Here is an 18,042-nt window from a genome sequence, read left to right on the forward strand (position 1 = left end):
GCCAGATCGAGCGGGTCCGGGAACTCGACGGCGACCCGATCGACATCGGCCACTCGCTGCTCACCGCCCGATCGAGGTTCAGCCACCGCGCAGTCCTGCTCGACGGTGTGGAACTCGCCCGAGGCGCGGCCGCCCGCAAGCCCCTCGCCTTCTTGTTCTCGGGGCAGGGTTCGCAACGGCTGGGGATGGGGCGGGAGTTGTACGGCCGGTTCCCGGTGTTCGCGGAGGCCTTCGATGCCGTACTCGTCCTTCTCGACCCGGCGCTTCGTGAGGTGATGTGGGGCGATGACGAGGAGCTGCTGAACCAGACCGGTTACACCCAGCCTGCTCTGTTCGCGCTGCAAGTGGCCCTGTACCGGTTGGTGGAGTCGTGGGGCGTTGAGCCCGACCATCTCGCCGGTCACTCCATCGGCGAGATCGCGGCGGCCCATGTCGCGGGTGTGCTGAGTCTGGAGGAAGCGTGCCTCCTCGTCACGGCGCGTTCCAGTCTGATGCAGGAGCTGCCTGCTGGTGGTGCGATGGTCTCGGTGGTGGCCTCCGAGGAGGAGGTGCTGCCGCACCTGACCGAGAAGGTTTCCATCGCTGCCGTGAACGGACCGGCCTCCGTGGTCATCGCGGGTGACGAGGCTGAAGTGCTGGAGATCGCGTCGCGTTGGAAGTCCAAGCGGCTGCGTGTGTCCCATGCCTTCCACTCCCCGCTGATGGCCCCGATGCTCGACGACTTCCGCGAGGTGGTCGAGGACATCAACTTCGAGGCCCCGGGCATCCCGTTCAGCACGTCGGGCGATGTGACCGACCCCGAGTACTGGGTGCGGCACGTGCACGACGCCGTACGCTTCCACGACAACGTCCAGGCACTGGGTGACGTGGCCTTCCTGGAGATCGGCCCGGACGGTGTGCTGTCCGCGATGGTCGCCCAGGACGTGGCCGACGCGGTGGCGATCCCGGTCCTGCGCAAGGGCAAGCCGGAGGAGACCGCGGCGCTGACCGCCCTCGCGCGGCTGCATGTCGGCGGTGCCGATGTCGACTGGACGTCCTTCTACCCGGGCGGAAAGCTCATCGACCTGCCCACCTACGCCTTCCGGCGGCAGAGCTACTGGCCCAAGGTCACCGAAGGCGCGGGTGACGTGCGGGCCGCCGGGCTGCGGGGTGTCGTCCACCCGATGCTCGGCGCGGCCGTCGAACTCGCCGGTTCCGCGGGCCACTTGTTCACGAGCAGGCTCTCGCTGCGTACGCACCACTGGCTCGCCGACCACGTGATCATGGGCCGGGCCCTGGTGCCCGGTGCCGCGCTGGTCGAGCTGGCGCTGCGCGCCGGTGACGAGCTGGGCTGCGACACCGTGGAGGAGCTGACGATGGCCGCGCCGCTGGTCCTGCCCGAACAGGGCGGTGTCCAGGTGCAGGTGTCCGTCGGCATCGCCGACGACGACGGCCGACGTACCGTGACGGTCTACTCGCGGCCCGAGGACACGGACCTGCCCTGGACCGAGAACGCCACCGGCCTCCTCGCCACGGGCGGTCTGCCCGTCCCGTCGGGCCCCGCGTCCGACCTCGGGTCCGGCACCGCCGAGTGGCCGCCGGCCGGCGCCGAGGCCATCGACCTCGACGGCGTGTACGACCGGTTCGCCGAGGTCGGCTTCGGCTACGGGCCGGCGTTCCAGGGGCTGCGGCGGGCGTGGCGGGCGGCCGGCGCCGTGTACGCCGAGGTCGCCCTGCCCGAGGGAACGGAAGCCGGCGGGTTCGGCCTGCACCCGGCGCTGCTCGACGGCGCCCTGCACACCGCGTTGCTCGGCGGCGAGGAGCGGGGCGGGAGCGGCGGATCCGCTGCGCTGCCCTTCTCGTGGGAGGGCGTCTCGCTGCAGGCCACCGGTGCCTCGGCGGTACGGGTGAGGATGGAGCGCGACGAGAGCGGGGCGATGTCGATAGCCCTCGCCGACTCGTCCGGCACTCCTGTCGCCCTGGTGGAGTCCCTGGTGGTGCGGGAGGTCTCCGCACAGCAGTTGGCGGGCTCCGGCGTCGGGCGCGACTCGCTGTTCACCTTGAACTGGACGCCCATCGCGGCGAACACCGCCTTCGACGAGCCGGTCGCGGTCGCCGGTGAGGACGCCTTCGGCCTTGCGGACAGCTTCGTCGGCGGCCGGGTCCACCCGGACATCGCCGCCGCGGACGCGGACGTGGTGCTGGTCGAGGTCGTCGCCGTCTCCGAGGACGTCGTGGACTCGGCGCACGCGGCGGTGTCCGACGCACTGGTGAACATCCAGGGGTGGCTGACCGCCGAACGGTCCGGACGGCTGGTGTTCGTCACACGGGGTGCCATCGCCGCAGCCGATGGGGATGTCCCGGACGTGGTGGGCGCCGCCGTGTGGGGCATGGTGCGCGTGGCGCAGTCCGAACACCCCGGGCGCTTCGGCCTGCTCGACCTCGACGACCGGCGCTCGTCGCTCGCCGTGCTGCGCCAGGCCGTCGCCGTCGAGGAACCGCAGGTCGTCATCCGCGACGGAGAGGTGTTGGCCGGACGGCTGGCCCCCGCGCCGCAGCCGCAGGAGGAGCAGACCTGGACCGGGCCCGTCCTCATCACCGGCGGCACCGGCGCGCTCGGCCGGATCATCGCCCGGCACCTGGTGGACCAGCACGGCGTCACCGAGCTGGTGCTGGCCAGCCGCAAGGGCGAGGCCGACGTGAGTGAACTGGAGGCGGCCGGCGCGACCGTGTCGGTGGTCGCCTGCGACATCGCCGACCGGGACGACCTGAGGGCGCTGCTCGACCGGCACCCGGTCAGGTCGGTCGTGCACGCCGCCGGTGTCCTCGACGACGCCACGATCGAACAGCTGACGCTGGACCGCATCGACCCGGTGCTCCAGCCCAAGGCCGACGCGGCCTGGTTCCTGCACGAACTCGCCGGCGACCTCGACCACTTCGTGCTGTTCTCCTCGGTCGCGGGCACGCTCGGCAACCCGGGGCAGGCGAACTACGCGGCGGGCAACGCGTTCCTCGACGCCCTCGCCGCCCGCCGCCGGGCCGAAGGACTGCCCGCCGTCTCGCTGGCCTGGGGCGCCTGGGACACCGGCATGCTCACCGCGCAGGACGCGGCCCGCATGGCCCGCGGCGGCCTGCCCGCGCTCACCGAGGAGCAGGGCGTACGCCTCTTCGATGCGGCGCTCGGCACCGGGCTGACGGTCCTGCTGCCGGTCCGCCTGGACCTGGCGGTGCTGCGGGACCTGGGCGAGCCGGCGCCACTGCTGCGCGGTCTCGTCCGGACGAAGTCCAGGCGGGCCGTCGTCGGACAGGAGACCGCCGACTCTCTGGTGCGCCGGATGGCGGGACTCACGGAGGCCGAGCGCACGGCGATGCTGCTGGAGGTCGTCCGGGGTCAGGTCGCCGAAGTGCTCGGCCACGGCGCCGGTGAGGAGATCGAACCCGAGCGCCAGTTCCAGGAGCTGGGCTTCGACTCCCTCACCGCCGTCGAGCTGCGCAACCGTCTCGGCACGGTCACCGGTCTGCGCCTGCCCGCCACGCTGGTGTTCGACCACCCGACCCCGAACGACCTGGTCGAGCTGCTCCGCTCCGAGCTGAACATCGGCGAACCCGCCCAGGGAACACCGGCCCTGCTCGCCGAACTCGACAAGATCGAGAAGGCGTTCGCCGACGCCACGGGCGGCTTCGACGAACGGTTCCATCAGCAGGTCGCCGGCCGCCTGGAGGTGCTGCGCACCAAGTGGGCGGAGCTGCGCAAGGGAGACACAGGCGACGGCGGGATCGACCTGGAGACGGCGTCCGACGACGAGATGTTCGCCCTGCTCGACTCCGAGTTGGGGCTGTAGCCGACAGAGCCGGGTCGGCCGACCGGCCGGCCCGGCCCCAAAGGGCCCATTGGCCCCAATCCCATCAAGTAAGGAGTACGACGCCATGACGGAGCTCGTGATCGGGATAGTGGGGCTCGGCTCGCTGGGCGAGGGGGTGGCCCGCGCGTTGCTCGGCAACGGCACGGAGGTGATCGGCGTCGACCACGACCCGGCCGTGGTGGCCCGGGTCGGTGACCGACTGGACGGGCCGCTGCTCACGCTCGGCGACAGTCCGCTGCTCACCCTCGGGACCGAACCGGCCGACCTCAAACGCGCCGACGTGGTGATCGAGGCCGTGCCGGAGGACCGGGCCGCCAAGGAAGCCGTGCTGCGTGGGCTGGTCGAGCTGGTCGAGCCCGGCACGGTCCTGCTCACCACCACGTCCACGCTGTCGGTGTCCGAGCTCGCGATCGCCTCGGGGGCTCCGGACCGGGTCGTCGGCCTGCGCTACTTCCTGCCGCCGCCGGAGGGCGGCAACGCCGCGCTCGTCGAGACCGCCATGGCGGCACGGCGGACGTCCGAACTGGCGCGCAGCGTGGCCGCTCTCGCGGACACGGAGGTGGTCCCCCTCGGCGGCCGGCCGAGCGAGGTGGCCGCCGCGCTGGTCCACACATGGCTGAACCGGACCGTCGACCTCGCCGCCGAGGGCTATGCCGACGTCGAGGACATCGACACCGCCATGAGACTCGGCTGCGGCCTCGGGCAGGGGCCGTTCGAGATGCTCGATCTGATCGGTCTCGACACCGTCCACACCTCCCTCACGGCCCTGGGCGTCAAGCCCGCCGCGCTGCTCGACCGGCTGGTGGCCGAGGGACGCCTGGGACGCAAGACCGGGCACGGGTTCCACCGGTACGACGATGCCGGTGCCCGGGTGCGGACCGGCCGCGTCACCGCCGTCACCGGAACGCCCCGCGGGATCACCCGGGCCGGTGTGGTCGGCTCCGGCACCATGGCGCGCGGTATCGCCGAGGTCCTGGCCGTCGCGGGCATCCCCACCACTCTCGTCGCCCGCACCGCGGACAAGGCCGAGGCCGTCCGGAACGCCGTCGCCGCCTCACTCACCCGGTCCGTCAGGAAGGGCCGCATCACCGAGCAGGACCGGCTGGACATCCTCGCCCGGGTCACCACGGGAACGGACTACGCGGGCCTCGCGGACGCCGGCCTCGTCGTCGAAGCCGTCGCCGAGGACATGGCCGTCAAACCCGCGGTGCTGCGCGCGATCGACGCACACCTCCCACCGGGCGCCGTCATCGCCACCACCACATCCAGCCTGTCCGTCACCGAGATCGCCGAGCACACCGGCCGGCCCCGCGATGTGATCGGCCTGCACTTCTTCAACCCGGCACCCGTGATGCGGCTGGTCGAAGTGGTGCGCACCCGCCACACCGACCCCGATGTGCACGCCACGGCACACGCGCTGGTGGCACGGCTGCGCAAGACGGCCGTCGACTGCACGGACCGCACCGGGTTCATCGTGAACTTCCTGTTGTTCCCGTACCTCAACGACGCCGTGCGCCTGCTCGGCCGCACCGATGTCACCGTGGCCGAGATCGACGCCGCGGTCAGCACGGCGTACCCGTATCCGATGGGGCCGTTCACCCTGCTCGACACGATCGGACTCGACGTGTCGCTCGCGATCATGGAAATGCTCAGCGGGTCGCAGGGCGCTCCGGCCGAGCCGCTGCGGCAGTTGGTGGCCGTCGGCCACCTGGGACGCAAGACCCGGCGCGGGTTCCGAGTGGCCGAACCGGTGGAGTGAGACTTTCGTGTCGTCGGAGCTACGCTTGGCGACAGGACGTGGGGGGCGGCCATCGCCCGCCGAGAGGTGGTTGGGGCGTCATGACTCAGGAGGCGTTCGGGGAGCGGCGGCACGTCGCCGTCTTCAGCGACCCCGAGCACGGGCAGGAACTGCCCATGTTGGCACTGATCGAGGAACTCGTCCGGCGTGGCTTTCGGGTCACCTGGGCGACCGGGTCCGAGCTGGCCGCGCGGCTGGCCATTTCGGGGGCGACGGAAGACGGTTGGGACGTCGTGGGGTTCCTCGACGACAGCAGTTCGCCGGCCGCCCTCGCGCGGGGGTACTTCGCCGACGATCTGCCGGACGTCGTCATCTACGACAAGACCGCCAACGCCGTCGCGGCGGCCATCGAGCCGAGGGCGGCCAGGGAGATCGAACTCGTGCAGGACGAGTTCGTCGACGACGAGTTCATCGACTTCCTCACCCGCTTCGGGCTGGCGTTCGTGTCCGGAGGGCCCGGGCTGTACCGGCTCGTTCCGGCGTGCTTGCAGCGCTCGGCCCGGCACCGAGGGCACCGGTGACCGGCTCGTCGGAGGCGGATCCGGATCAATGGTTACCTGAGGCACTCACATTGACGCGCGTCACCTTGTGAGGTGTGGTGGTGTGCGGTTTCGGTGCGCCTCTGTTGTTCGTGCGGGAAAGTGGCTCGAATGAGTCGGGCTATTTCCAGAGAATGGGAAGAACGTGTGAAGAGTTCCGTGATGATCTTCGCGGCCCAGGGGTGCCGGTTCGTCAAGGCTTGGTAAATAATTTGGGTTGCAGTGGGTGCCTGCAGGTGCGCACGTCATAGGCGCTTTCTGTCTGTTCCTTGTCGGTCGGCGCCGCTCCAGCCCGCCGAATTGTAAACTTCCGGCACCGGTGGTGATGCGAGAGGGTTCACGCGGTAACGGAGCTGCAATAGAGCGGAAACGGGCCGTGAAACCCAAGGTGGATCTTGGCGGAAAAGGGCCTGTCGGTGCAGGGATCCCGGGGTCCGCCGCGCGGCGTAAGGGCCCTGGCGGCAGCCGGAGGGGTGTCGAGGCGTCCCTCAAGTCGCGTGGTGGGCGAGTCGATCCGACCGACGGTGCCCGGTGATGCGCCCTCGGGTGGCGTGGATCATGCGGTTCCCGCGAACTGGCACCCGGTGTGTTGTCGATCTCGGTACTTGGCCGGGCTGTGGTGTGTGTGCAAACAGTCCAAGGCCGAGGGGATCGTCGGAAACCTACATCTCGCGCTGTCTCATGGGTCTGGTGACCTGATCATTTCTGTGGAATGTCTACTTTCGTCCGTGTTTCTTCTGTGTGTGATGCGTCGACGAAGGTCCCAGGTTACTGACGGATAGTCATCAAATGGTGGGAGGGCTTCATTGACCCTGCGATAAGAATTTCCTTACGATCAAACCCGGGGGATTCCCGGAATTCCTCCCGGAGAGGCGTCGACTTTCCGGGAGGAGCTGGGATTCAGTTACCTCAAATTTAGCTCAAGTGAGGACAGCTTCTATGCATACCGCCGCCGCTGGCTATCTTGGAATTGACCAGTCCTCTGGTCCGGCAACGGCTACGAACGTGCCCGAAGTGGATGTGTTCAGAACGCTCCTGGACCGGTCCGGCCTCCTCCTCGCAAGCCTGGACCCCCAGATGTGCGTCGTCGAGGCGAACGAAGAGTTCGTCGACCAGTTCGGCTGCGACCGGGAGACCCTGGTCGGCAGCAGCTTCTACGACCTGCTGCACCCCGGTGTGCACGCCCCCATGCGCAAACAGTTCCAACGCCTCCTCGACGGGCGCCGCGAACGCTTCGTCGAGCACCTCGCCGGCATAGGGCCCCGGCAGGCCGTGTTCACCGGAGACATCACGGGCATCGCCGTGCACGCCGCGTGCGGCGAGCTCGTCGGGTTCGTCGTCGTCGTGAACCCGGAGGAGGCCGTACAGGTCAACGCCGTCGTCGTCGACCGCACTCGCATCCTCAGCGAGATCCACGCCCGCATCCTGGAAGGCATAGCCAGCGGCGAGTCCACGATATGCCTCGCCTCCCGCCTGTTCCTCAGCAGGCAGGGCGTCGAGTACCACGTCGGCACCATGCTCAAGAAGCTCAAGGCACCCAACCGCGCCGCCCTCGTCAGCCGCGCATACAGCCTCGGCGTCCTGAGTGTCGGCAAATGGCCGCCGAAGGTGTCGCCCGACTATGTGAAGTGACCGCCCCGGACGAGCCGGATCCGGACGCCGACGGCCAGGGCCACCGCCCAGAGCCGTCCCGGAACACCGACGCCCGTCCCCGCACCGAACTCGCCACCCACCGCACCACGTACCACCGCTCGGTCCGTGGACTCCCAGCAGTGGCGCCCATCCGTTCCGCCGCCCGGGCCGTGCACAGCACGACCCGAAGCCCGTCCCCCCACACGCAACCACCGCGGGCCTCGCGCGCCCTGTGGTCTCATCCCGAGCCGACGGCATCCGTCGGCTCACCTCATTCCTCCAAGACCGGCGGTCGTGCCCGCCCGCTGTGGCGCGGCGGGCGGGCCGTCGCACGTCTTTCACCATGCGCCTCTGCGCCTCCATCTCTCCCAGCCGCTCGCTGCCCACAGCGCCGCTGGACGTCGACCCGTGAGGAAGGACGAGAATGCCGGCAGCGATAGTCGCGGGACTCGGATCATGGCTCCCGCCGAGGGCAGTGACCAACGAGGAACTCACCCACAGACTCGACACCACGGACGAGTGGATCCGCAGCCGCATCGGCGTCGCCACCCGACACATGATCGACCCCGGCACGGCGACATCGGATCTCGCCGTCGAGGCTGCCCGGCGCGCCCTGCGCTCGGCGGGCGTTCCCGGAGCGGGCGCCGTACTGCTGGCCACCACCACCCCCGACCGGCCCTGCCCCGCGACGGCTCCCGAGATCGCCTCCCGCCTCGGCCTCGGCACCGTGCCCGCCTTCGACCTCGCCGCCGTCTGCACCGGCTTCGTCTACGGCCTCGCGGTCGGCGCCGGTCTCATCGCATCCGGACTCGTCGAGTCGCTGCTCGTGATCGGCGCGGACACCTACTCCACGATCCTCGACCCCGAGGACCGCACGTCCTCCGTGATCTTCGGGGACGGCGCAGGTGCGGTGCTGCTGCGCGCCGGTGATCCCGAAGAGCCGGGCGCGCTGGGCCCGTTCGACCTCGGCAGCCACGGCGAACTCGCGGACCTCATCACCGTTCCCGGCGGCGGATCGCGGCAGCGCTCTTCCCCGGCCCCGGCCGACCCGGGCGACCAGTACTTCAGGATGGAGGGCCGCGCGGTCTTCGCCAACGCCGTCACCCGGATGACCGCCTCGTCGCAGTCCGCGCTGAAGAGCGCCGGGCTGCAGACGTCCGACGTGGACCGAGTCGTCGCGCACCAGGCGAACGCCCGCATCCTGGACGCGGTCGCCACGGAACTGCGGGTGGACCGCGACCGCTTCGTGTCCAACATCGCCCGCGTCGGCAACACCTCAGCCGCCTCGATCCCGCTGGCCCTCGACCACGGTCTACGCGACGGGGAACTGCGGGCCGGCCACCGCGTGCTGCTGACCGCCTTCGGAGGCGGCCTCACCTGGGGGTCGACATCGCTGACGTGGCCCGAGATCGCCCTCGCGGACTAGCGGGGCACCTCGGCGGGGCCGGGCATCAGCGCGGCCCCGCACCACAACTTCCCGAACAGGGCACGTACTTGCTCAGGCCCCGAGCGGCGCGTGGACTTCATCGGTCGGCGAGGTACGGTCCTCCGCCAGGGGCATGACACGCCGAAAGATCGGCACGGCGATCACCGCGACCACCACGTGCATGACCATGAGCGCGAACACGCCGAGCACGTCCGCGCCATCGAGGAAGAACACCGGAACGTCGGCGAGGAAGGACACCCCGACCACGGTCGGCACCAGCTTGCGCAGCACTTCCCGGGGACGCTCGGAACGCCGGCGGATCCGCGCCCACACGACGGCGCCCACGATCACGCCGAGGGTGGTGAGCACCACGTACCCCTTGGGCTGCAAGCCCTGGATCACCTGCGGATCCGAGCCGAGGCTCCGCGCCACCCACGACACCAGGGCATTGCCCGCGCTGCCCAGTACCGCCGCGGCGACGGTACCCAGTACGACCTGGCCGCGATGGAGTTTCTCAATGGTCATGGCACTCCCGTGTCGTCGAGGAGAAGGGGCGGTCCGCCCGACGATAGGGGCGCCGCATCTGGCATGCGGCAAGGGAGTTGCGCGCTTTGCGCTCAGAGCATCACCACCGAGCGCAGGACGTAGCCGTGGTGCATCCGCTCGAACGCCTTCTCCACCTCGTCGAGCTGGATGGTCTCGGTCACGAACAGCATCGGGAAGTCACGCGAAGACGTCCGGCAGCGGCACTTCGAGCTTCATCCGGGCGGTGGTGGGGGACCAGGCTCGCGGCGCGGGGTGGCCCGGAGCCGTCGCCATGGCGGCGTCGACGGCCGTCGCGGGGCGGCGGTCCCGCTGTTGACACGCACCGACCAGGGCGCCTGAAACCAGCCAGTGAGCCTGAACCGGCGTCAGCCAACCGGCGTCAGCCAACCGGCGCCGGCCCGCCGGCGCTGTGAGGAACAGCGCGATCGTTGGCTCACGGGGTTGCCCTGCCGCCGAGGTGTTCTGGTGACGCATCCGATTCCACCGCGCCGTACACGGAATGAACCAGTCCGAACTCGGGCAGCTCCTCGGCTACGACAAGACGTACATCTCGCTCCTCGAACTCGGCAAACGGAGCCTTGACGACATCGGCTCCAGACGGCACATCGCCGAGACCCTGCGTCTGCCTCCGCACATCGTCGGCGTCACCGATCCTGCCGACACCGACCATCGCGCCATGCTCCAGTTCGGCGAGTCCACCGTTCGCCTCGCCGAGATCGCCCGACAGTCCGGACACGCCTCCGAAGCCGTTGCCGAGCTGTGGCCCCTGGTCGCCCGGCTCGAAGCACGAATGGAGGACGGGTACACGGAACGGGACGTCCTGCACCTCCTGGCCCGAGCCCGTGTCGGCCTCGGCGTCGCCCTGGGCAACGTCCTGCCGGAGGAACGACTGAGCACTGCCGCCCGCTGGACCGCGAAGAGCATCGACATCGCCCGCTACTTCGGCGACCCGGCCTTCACCTCCTACGTGTTGCGCATGCACGGCAACGAGCTGCGCAAAGCTCGCCTCCACGGAGCCGCCGTCGACCGTCTGCAGCACGCGGCTGCCATTGCACCGCACCACGAGGCGAAAGCAGCCGTACTTCCGCTGCTCGCTCGCGCGGTCGGCACCCTCCGGAACCAGCCTCTGTTCGACGAGGTGATGCGGGAGACGAACCGGCTCCTCGAGGAGACCGAACACACGTCGTTGTTCAACCCCTACGCTCTGCACGAGATCCGACTTCGAGGGCTGATGGCCACTGGCAGAACCGACATCGCCATACAACTGGTCGAGCAGGGCAGTCCTGTACCGACGACCACGGTCGCCCCGCAGTGGCGCGTGATCGAGCTCATCACCGTGGCCCAGGTACGGCTGGCCGCCGACGACTGCGGCGGCGCCGCGCAGTCCCTGCACACCGCCATCGATGAAGCTGTCCGCCAGCGCCTTCCCCACCAACTGCAGCGCATGGTGCGCGCGTCGCACCGCCGGCTGCCGGAGATCAGGGAAGTCGCAGACCATGCCCTGGACCGGATTCGGCAAGAGATGGCCGCCTAACTTGATCTCGTCCCGGAGTAGCACCGGCTGGCCTCGGTTGCCCGACTTGAGGTACGTGGTCATGGGCCCATCGCACCGCGCTGCGAGGCCGCCTACCAGGGGAATCCAGAGGGGGAAAAATCTGTCAAGGGGGGAAACCCAGGGGGGAATTGAGGCCATGATTGGAATCCGCCCCCGACAGAGGTCACACTCATGCCAGATCCGTTCGCCGAACTGATGCTCCGGCTCCGGAACGACGCAGGCCGGACGTAAGAGCAGCAGGCAGAAGCGATCAACGCTGTCTCCGGCCGAGACACCATGACCCGCCGGGAGATCAGCCGCTACGAGAAGTTTGAGAACGTCCCTACGAACCACACACTCGCCCACATCGCGGTGGCCTGCGGCGTCCCTTACGAAGAATTACTGCGGGAGGCCAAGGCCGCCCGCACCCGACGGAGGAGGGGGAACGTCCGTGAAGAGGAGGACCAGGACGACGTGAAGCGCCGCACGCTGCTGGGCAGCGCCGCCATTGGCATAAGCGCGGCTGCCGAGCCCTGGGGCCGGCTCGCCTTCGCCCTCAGCAAGGGCTCCCGTATCGACACGCCCGCTGCGGTCGCGCTCATCAACCGAGCTGCTGACCTGCATGTCCAGGAACTCAATCTCAGTGCCCGCCGCCTGCAAAGCGCCGTTGAGTCCCACCTTGACGCGATCACCGCAGCCCTGCCTCACGCCGGCGAGCACGAGCGGGCGCTCACCATCGCTGCCGGGGAAACCGCCGCCCTTGCCGGATGGGTGGCCTGGGACGTGGGTGAGTACGACAAGGCCGGCGCCTACTACGACGTCACGACTGAGTGCGCGGCGAAGGCCGGGCATCCTGCCCTCAGAGCCTTGGCCCTCACCTACGCCAGCTACGGGGCTCCGACACCCAAGAGGAAGCTGGAACTCCTGTCCCAAGCCTCCCAGGATGTGCGCGGCCACGGCAACGCCACGGCCGCAGCGTGGGTCCTCGGAAGGCACGCGGAGGAAGCAGGCGCGGCCGGCGACGAGACAGGAGCGCTGCGTGCGCTCGACCGAGCACGCTTCGCTTACGACTTCGCGGATCACACCAGCGAGCAGGCGTGGGTCCGCTTTGTGACGCCGTACCGGATGGATTCGTTGGCCCTTTCTGTGTACGGCCAGTTGGGGCGATCCGAACTCACTGCCACGGCCGACACCGCGGTCGACCGCCTCGGGGACGAACTACCGGATGGCGGCGTTGTCGTCCTCGGTGATCTCGCCGCGGCCCTGCTGCGCGGAGGCGACGTCGAACAAGGCGTCTACGTATCGCGCCAGTTCACGGCCGCGTCACAGGCCAAGCCCAATACGATGGGCAAGGAACGCGCCGCGAAAATCGCCGCATGGCTCCCCGACAGTGAGCGGGAACTCGCCCAGCACTTGCGGCAGTTCGCGTCCTGAATTGATCCCCTGGTACACGGGCGAGCTCAGGACAAGAGCGCCGTCGCGCGACACGTCGTTCGTCAGTCCCGCGTGGTCTCCTCAACAATCCACGACAGGTACGCCTCCGACCCGCCGGTCACAGGCAGCGTGATCCACTGGGGGACGTCATACGGGTGCTTCTCGGACAGCCACGCCTCCAGCTGCGGGAGACGGTCTGTCGTCGTCATGTACGAGATTCGCCACTCTCGCGCCGTCTCGACCTCGTTCTTCCACCAGTAGACGGCGGTGATCGGAGCGTCGATGTGAACGCCCGCTGCCAACTTGCTCTCAACCGCGCCCCGTGCCAGCGCCCTCGCCTGGTCCTCGTTGTCGATGGTCGTCTGCGCGATCACCATCTCGTTGGCCATGCAACTGCCTCTCCAGCTCGGTGTACCACGACCCTACCCACCCGCCTCTCGTACTCGCCCTTGGCGCGTCGTGTGCCAGGGGGGCGAGGGTCGCCCTGACAGGCGCGGAACCTGCCACCTTGTGGTCGAAGGAGTTCATCCGCCGGCTGCCCAGCAGCGGCAGGAGATGGATGTTCAGCAGCGACTCCAGGTGCACCACCGAGGCCGGCCCCGGATCCCGCTGCCCGGCCTTCCACTCGCCGGCGTACTCCTCGAACCGCATCGCCCCGTACCGGGCGATCCGCTCCGCCTTCGCCTGGCCCCGAGGGGCCGCCTTCTTCGCCTTGTAGATTTCCGTCAAACGCTCGATGGCCGCATCCTGGGTCGCGAACCCGGACTCCTCCAACTGCCGCCCCGCCGCCGACCGGTACCGAACCTTGTAAGGGTGAGGGCACTTCGACCACCGCGACCGCGGATGCTCACACTCCTTGAAAAACGACCCCATCCCACGAACCAGGACAGCGGAACCCATGGTTGCTGACTCCTCCACGACCGATGCTGGCAGCTTGCTGACCCTCACCGGTCCGGAACACCGCTGACCTGCACTGATGCGGGCAGGATCCGCTATGTTCTGGAACTGGATCGGACGGTCGCAGGAGGAGATCGTGCAGGCGCGTCGGGATTGGGTGGAAGGCTCCCGGTTCGGGGAGGTGAAGGGGTACGACGGGGCTCCGCTGCCCGCTCCGGAACTGCCGGCCGTGCCGTTGAAGCCGCGCGGAAGAGTGCGCTGACCTGCGAGAAGGTGCGGGTATCAGTGCTGCCTGTGGTCAGCTGTGGCAGAGAGCCACATGCGGGAGACGTCATCCTGGGCGTCCATCAGTGGGTCCGTGGTGTTTGTTGTCGGGCCCCGAGCTCCGTCGCCGTATGAGGGCTTACGTTGTCGCCTGACGCGGGCGGGCTCGGCCTTCAACCGAGCCCGCCGCGTCGGCTCCCTACCGGAGCCGGACCCGTGTCATACCGTCAGCGCTGCCGTGTCAGCAGACCCGGACGGTAGGGCAGGAGGCCGTAGTCGCCGCCTGAGTTGGGGCTGCGCCCCTGGTAGAGCAACTGCAGATTGCAGGGATCGACGGTCATGGTCTGATCAGGGCTGGTGCGGATCAGTTCGCCATGACTGATGTCGTTGGTCCAGGTGGCGCCACTGTTGGCCTTGCCGGCGAAAGGATTGCTCTCGGTCGCGGCCTGGGGTGTCCATGAGCCGTTCAGGCTGGTGGCCGTGAACGAGCGGAAGTAGCGGCCCTGCGAGCCGATCGCCTCGACGATCATGAGGTAGCGGTTCTGGCCCTGGAGCTTGTAGACCTGCGGGGCTTCGAACAGGTTGTTCGTCGTATCGCTCATGACCACTGTCGAGGTCGAGCCGAAGCTGCCCGGGAAGTTCCCGATCGGCATACTGGCCCGGTAGATCTTGCCGTTGTCACCGGCGAAGAACAGGTACATGTTCGTCCCGTCACCGATGAGCGTCTGGTCGATGGGCCCTGTTCCGGAGCCGGAGATGCTTCCGGAGAAGAGCACCTGCTGGGATGACCAGCCATTCGGGTTGGTGGGGTCGCTCGACGTCCGGTAGGAGAAGGCGGTCCCGCCCCACTGGTAGGCGAGCACCCAGATGTTCTTCGGCGCGAAGTAGAAGAGCGTGGGTGCGACGGTGGAAGCGGACATCGTGTTCTGGCTGGCCGAGGCCATCTCCGGCCAATTGGTGAACAGGCCGAAGTTCATCGAACCCCAGCTCGTCCCCGTGTCGTGCGTCGTCGCGTAGACGAGTTGCCGGCCGTTGTAGGGGACGACGGTGAAGTCCTTGAGCGAGGCCCATCCCGGCTTGGGCTGCGCCAGTGCGCCCGTTGATGTCCAGCGGTATGTCGACGGAAGGTCGCACGGTCCGGGGTTGTCGGTGCCGACCTTGACGAACTGCCACTGCTGGTTGCTGCCGCCCCAGTCGTCGTACTGGACGATGTTCGCGTTGTCGGCAGTGGAGGCGCCTTGTACTTCGAGGGCCTTGTTGCTGTGGCGCGAGATGAGTCTCACGTAGCCGTCCGAGCTGTCGGCCAGCCGCCACTGCTGGTTGGTGCTGTTCAGATCGGTCCATTGGACGATCGAGCCGCCGTTCGCGGTGGACCAGTTGTGGACGTCCAGCACCTTGCCCGAGTGCCGGGACTTGATGCGGTAGTAGCCGCCCCCGGAATCGACGAACTGCCACTGCTGCTGGTTCTGATCGTTCCTGGTCCACTGGGTGATGCGGGCGCCGTCGTCGGTCGCCAAGTTGTAGACATCGAGGGCTTTGCCGCTGTTGCGGTTGACCAGCACATACGAGGCGTTGGGGTCTACGGTCGCCGCGCTGGCGGGCTGGGCACCGAGGAAGGTGGCCACGAGCAGCAAGGGCGAAAGGACGGCGAGTAGGCGTCTCAGGCGAACCGGGGGTGGGTGGCGAAACCACATCAGAGGGCCTCCTTGGGAGCGGGGTGAGGTGACGCCGATGAACCGAGGAGCGGCCGAACCGAGGGTAGGGCGGGCTTCGAAACATTCGAAGAGCTCCCCGAACCTTTGACGCCACAAGCTAGGAATGTGGGGCCCTCCGGTCAAGGTCTGTCACCGATCTGTCCACAAACAGCGCCTTCTCTCGGGGGCTTGGCGAGCTGCCGTGTCGGCCGGAAGCACTCCGGGAGTTCGCGATACGGCTCGTCAGTCCGAGCGTCCGTTCAGGGAGGAAAGGTGAGAAAGTAGCGTCCGCACACTCGTCCTGGTCCCCGCTCAGGCCCTACGGGATCTGTCGAAGGCGGCGCCGGAAGCGGTTGGTCGTCCGGCTCGAAGAGTTCGAAAGTTGCGAACAAGAAACAGAAACTTTCTCGGCGCAGAGTATTGACGAGTCACTGTCAATCGCTCAATCATCCCTCTCTGAGTGGCCGGTGTGGTTCGCGATTTCGAACTACGCCGGCCCTGGGCAAACCGTGCTGCACGGCAGATCACGCACAGCTGCACCGCAGATCCGCACACCGAAGCACCTGCGCCACCCTGTTTCGTTCCGGTGAGGTTCGCACAAGCGCATCCTGGCTCTTCGTGCAGTCGGAGAGGTACGCGACGTCGCGTGACGGCCCCCGGCTGAGCCGCGATGGAGTGCCCCCGTGCCTGTGTCGACACACCGCTGCCGCCCGCAGTACGTCACCCGGCGGCCGACCGCTGGCCGTCCGTGCCGGTTGAGATCGCCCTGGTCCCATGACCTCGGTGTCCGGTGATTCCGTGCTGCCCGAGTTCCGCCCCGCCCCGTCCGTCTGCCGAGTGCGATCCGTTTGCCGAGGAGCGGACGCCCCTTTCCCTCTGCGCTCCAGTCATTCCGTGATGTCTACCTTGGAGGCACAGCCATGGGCTCGTATGCCCTTCCCAGACCCGCTATCCGCCGGAAGATCCGCGGCCTGCTGTTGGCGCTGATCGTCGGCGTTCTCGGTGTGGTCACCGCACTGGTCGCGCCGCCGACCGCACACGCCGCAGAGAGCACGCTCGGCGCCGCGGCGGCGCAGAGCGGCCGCTACTTCGGCACCGCCATCGCCTCGGGCAGGCTGGGCGACTCGGCGTACACGTCGATCGCGGGCCGTGAGTTCAACATGGTGACGCCCGAGAACGAGATGAAGATCGACGCCACCGAACCGCAGCGGGGCCAGTTCAACTTCACCGCCGGTGACCGCGTCTACAACTGGGCGGTGCAGAACGGCAAGCAGGTGCGCGGTCACACCCTGGCCTGGCACTCCCAGCAGCCCGGCTGGATGCAGTCCCTCAGCGGCAGCACGCTGCGCCAGGCGATGATCGGTCACATCAACGGCGTGATGGCCCACTACAAAGGCAAGATCGTCCAGTGGGACGTCGTGAACGAGGCCTTCGCCGACGGCAGTTCGGGAGCCCGCCGCGACTCCAACCTGCAGCGCACCGGGAACGACTGGATCGAGGTCGCCTTCCGCACGGCGCGCGCCGCCGACCCGGCCGCCAAGCTCTGCTACAACGACTACAACGTCGAGAACTGGACGTGGGCCAAGACTCAGGCCATGTACGCGATGGTCCGGGACTTCAAGCAGCGCGGTGTACCGATCGACTGCGTCGGCTTCCAGTCGCACTTCAACAACGACAGCCCGTATAACAGCAACTTCCGCACCACCCTGCAGAGCTTCGCGGCCCTCGGCGTCGATGTGGCCATCACCGAACTCGACATCCAGGGCGCCTCGGCCACGACCTACGCCAACGTGACCAACGACTGCCTGGCAGTCCCGCGCTGCCTCGGCATCACCGTCTGGGGTGTGCGCGACACCGACTCCTGGCGAGCGGAGCAGACGCCGCTGCTGTTCAACGGCAACGGCAGCAAGAAGCCCGCCTACACCGCCGTCCTCAACGCGCTCAACGGTGGCACCTCCACGCCCCCTTCGGGTTCCGGACAGATCAAGGGCACCGGGTCGGGCCGCTGCCTGGACGTGCCCGGCAGCAGTACCACCGACGGTACTCAGCTCCAGCTGTGGGACTGTCACAACGGCACCAATCAGCAGTGGACGTACACCGCCGCCGGTGAGCTCAGGGTCTACGGCGACAAGTGCCTGGACGCCGCCGGTACCGGCAGCGGCGTCAAGGTCCAGATCTACGGCTGCTGGGGCGGCGACAACCAGAAATGGCGCCTCAACTCCGACGGATCCATCGTCGGCGTCCAGTCCGGGCTCTGCCTCGACGCCGCCGCGGGCGGCACCGCCAACGGCACCCTGATTCAGCTCTACTCCTGCTCGAACGGCAGCAACCAACGCTGGACCCGCACCTGATGAGGCCCGCCACAAACGAAAGGGTGAAGCGATGACGGCCTACGATGCGGTTTCCCTCGCCCCTCCAGCAAGACATCGCTGGTGG

The 18,042-nt window shown here is 68.4% G+C and carries 12 protein-coding genes and 1 pseudogene (1 of these 13 only partly in view); 10 read left to right on the top strand and 3 right to left on the bottom strand.

Features of this window, described 5'->3' with window-relative positions; genetic code table 11:
- The 5 genes from AB5J49_RS44170 to AB5J49_RS44190 form a co-directional block, all read left to right on the top strand.
- Positions 1 to 3,821, top strand: partial view of an SDR family NAD(P)-dependent oxidoreductase gene (locus AB5J49_RS44170; protein WP_369174504.1) — the 3' portion only. 26,008 nt of this gene lie to the left of the window's left edge; only the last 3,821 of its 29,829 coding nucleotides appear in the window; its start codon lies off the left edge, out of view; the stop codon is at positions 3,819 to 3,821.
- Between the two features lie 85 nt (positions 3,822 to 3,906).
- On the top strand, positions 3,907 to 5,601 hold the full coding sequence (locus tag AB5J49_RS44175; protein ID WP_369174505.1) for a 3-hydroxyacyl-CoA dehydrogenase family protein: 1,695 nt from the start codon (positions 3,907 to 3,909) through the stop codon (positions 5,599 to 5,601).
- An 80-nt stretch (positions 5,602 to 5,681) separates the two neighbouring features.
- The gene (locus AB5J49_RS44180; protein WP_369174506.1) at positions 5,682 to 6,161 is read left to right on the top strand and encodes a hypothetical protein; all 480 of its coding nucleotides are present in this window, start codon (positions 5,682 to 5,684) and stop codon (positions 6,159 to 6,161) included.
- A gap of 1,032 nt (positions 6,162 to 7,193) precedes the next feature.
- The gene (locus tag AB5J49_RS44185; RefSeq protein ID WP_369174507.1) at positions 7,194 to 7,811 is read left to right on the top strand and encodes a PAS domain-containing protein; all 618 of its coding nucleotides are present in this window, start codon (positions 7,194 to 7,196) and stop codon (positions 7,809 to 7,811) included.
- A gap of 424 nt (positions 7,812 to 8,235) precedes the next feature.
- Entirely contained in the window at positions 8,236 to 9,237 is a 1,002-nt protein-coding gene (locus AB5J49_RS44190; protein WP_369174508.1) for a beta-ketoacyl-ACP synthase III, read from the top strand.
- A 72-nt stretch (positions 9,238 to 9,309) separates the two neighbouring features.
- On the opposite strand, the gene AB5J49_RS44195 is transcribed toward AB5J49_RS44190, so the two are convergent.
- A complete protein-coding gene (locus AB5J49_RS44195; RefSeq protein ID WP_369174509.1) occupies positions 9,310 to 9,762 on the bottom strand; it encodes a DUF6069 family protein in 453 nt (150 codons plus the stop codon).
- A gap of 520 nt (positions 9,763 to 10,282) precedes the next feature.
- Here AB5J49_RS44195 and AB5J49_RS44200 point away from each other — a divergent pair.
- Both AB5J49_RS44200 and AB5J49_RS44205 read left to right on the top strand, forming a co-directional pair.
- Complete coding sequence (locus AB5J49_RS44200) at positions 10,283 to 11,317, top strand: XRE family transcriptional regulator (RefSeq protein ID WP_369174510.1); 1,035 nt, start codon at positions 10,283 to 10,285, stop codon at positions 11,315 to 11,317.
- A 297-nt stretch (positions 11,318 to 11,614) separates the two neighbouring features.
- The gene (locus tag AB5J49_RS44205) at positions 11,615 to 12,751 is read left to right on the top strand and encodes a transcriptional regulator (protein ID WP_369174511.1); all 1,137 of its coding nucleotides are present in this window, start codon (positions 11,615 to 11,617) and stop codon (positions 12,749 to 12,751) included.
- A gap of 62 nt (positions 12,752 to 12,813) precedes the next feature.
- Here the strand turns inward: AB5J49_RS44205 and cutA are convergent, their stop codons facing one another.
- Entirely contained in the window at positions 12,814 to 13,140 is a 327-nt protein-coding gene (cutA, locus tag AB5J49_RS44210; RefSeq protein ID WP_369174512.1) for a divalent-cation tolerance protein CutA, read from the bottom strand.
- A gap of 170 nt (positions 13,141 to 13,310) precedes the next feature.
- On the opposite strand from cutA, the gene AB5J49_RS44215 reads away from it, so the two are divergent.
- Together AB5J49_RS44215 and AB5J49_RS44220 are read left to right on the top strand one after the other, a co-directional pair.
- Positions 13,311 to 13,469, top strand: a complete 159-nt coding sequence (locus AB5J49_RS44215; protein ID WP_369174513.1) for a hypothetical protein — start codon at positions 13,311 to 13,313, stop codon at positions 13,467 to 13,469.
- A gap of 276 nt (positions 13,470 to 13,745) precedes the next feature.
- A pseudogene (locus tag AB5J49_RS44220) lies at positions 13,746 to 13,910 on the top strand (pirin family protein); the annotation flags it as partial.
- A gap of 229 nt (positions 13,911 to 14,139) precedes the next feature.
- Here the strand turns inward: AB5J49_RS44220 and AB5J49_RS44225 are convergent.
- A complete protein-coding gene (locus AB5J49_RS44225; RefSeq protein ID WP_369174514.1) occupies positions 14,140 to 15,606 on the bottom strand; it encodes a non-reducing end alpha-L-arabinofuranosidase family hydrolase in 1,467 nt (488 codons plus the stop codon).
- A gap of 920 nt (positions 15,607 to 16,526) precedes the next feature.
- Between AB5J49_RS44225 and AB5J49_RS44230 the strand changes: the two genes are divergently transcribed.
- Positions 16,527 to 17,957 carry an endo-1,4-beta-xylanase gene (locus tag AB5J49_RS44230; RefSeq protein ID WP_369174515.1) on the top strand — a complete coding sequence of 477 codons (1,431 nt, stop codon included), beginning with the start codon at positions 16,527 to 16,529 and terminating at the stop codon, positions 17,955 to 17,957.
- Positions 17,958 to 18,042: the final 85 nt, after the last annotated feature.

Source organism: Streptomyces sp. R28 (genome assembly GCF_041052385.1).
GTDB lineage: Bacteria > Actinomycetota > Actinomycetes > Streptomycetales > Streptomycetaceae > Streptomyces.

Coding starts and splice junctions, on each gene's coding strand:
- AB5J49_RS44175 (WP_369174505.1), top strand. CDS start 3,907: ATGACGGAGCTCGTGATCGGGATAGTGGGGCTCGGCTCGCTGGGCGAG.
- AB5J49_RS44180 (WP_369174506.1), top strand. CDS start 5,682: ATGACTCAGGAGGCGTTCGGGGAGCGGCGGCACGTCGCCGTCTTCAGC.
- AB5J49_RS44190 (WP_369174508.1), top strand. CDS start 8,236: ATGCCGGCAGCGATAGTCGCGGGACTCGGATCATGGCTCCCGCCGAGG.
- AB5J49_RS44195 (WP_369174509.1), bottom strand. CDS start 9,762: ATGACCATTGAGAAACTCCATCGCGGCCAGGTCGTACTGGGTACCGTC.
- AB5J49_RS44200 (WP_369174510.1), top strand. CDS start 10,283: ATGAACCAGTCCGAACTCGGGCAGCTCCTCGGCTACGACAAGACGTAC.
- AB5J49_RS44205 (WP_369174511.1), top strand. CDS start 11,615: ATGACCCGCCGGGAGATCAGCCGCTACGAGAAGTTTGAGAACGTCCCT.
- cutA (WP_369174512.1), bottom strand. CDS start 13,140: ATGGCCAACGAGATGGTGATCGCGCAGACGACCATCGACAACGAGGAC.
- AB5J49_RS44215 (WP_369174513.1), top strand. CDS start 13,311: ATGTTCAGCAGCGACTCCAGGTGCACCACCGAGGCCGGCCCCGGATCC.
- AB5J49_RS44225 (WP_369174514.1), bottom strand. CDS start 15,606: ATGTGGTTTCGCCACCCACCCCCGGTTCGCCTGAGACGCCTACTCGCC.
- AB5J49_RS44230 (WP_369174515.1), top strand. CDS start 16,527: ATGGGCTCGTATGCCCTTCCCAGACCCGCTATCCGCCGGAAGATCCGC.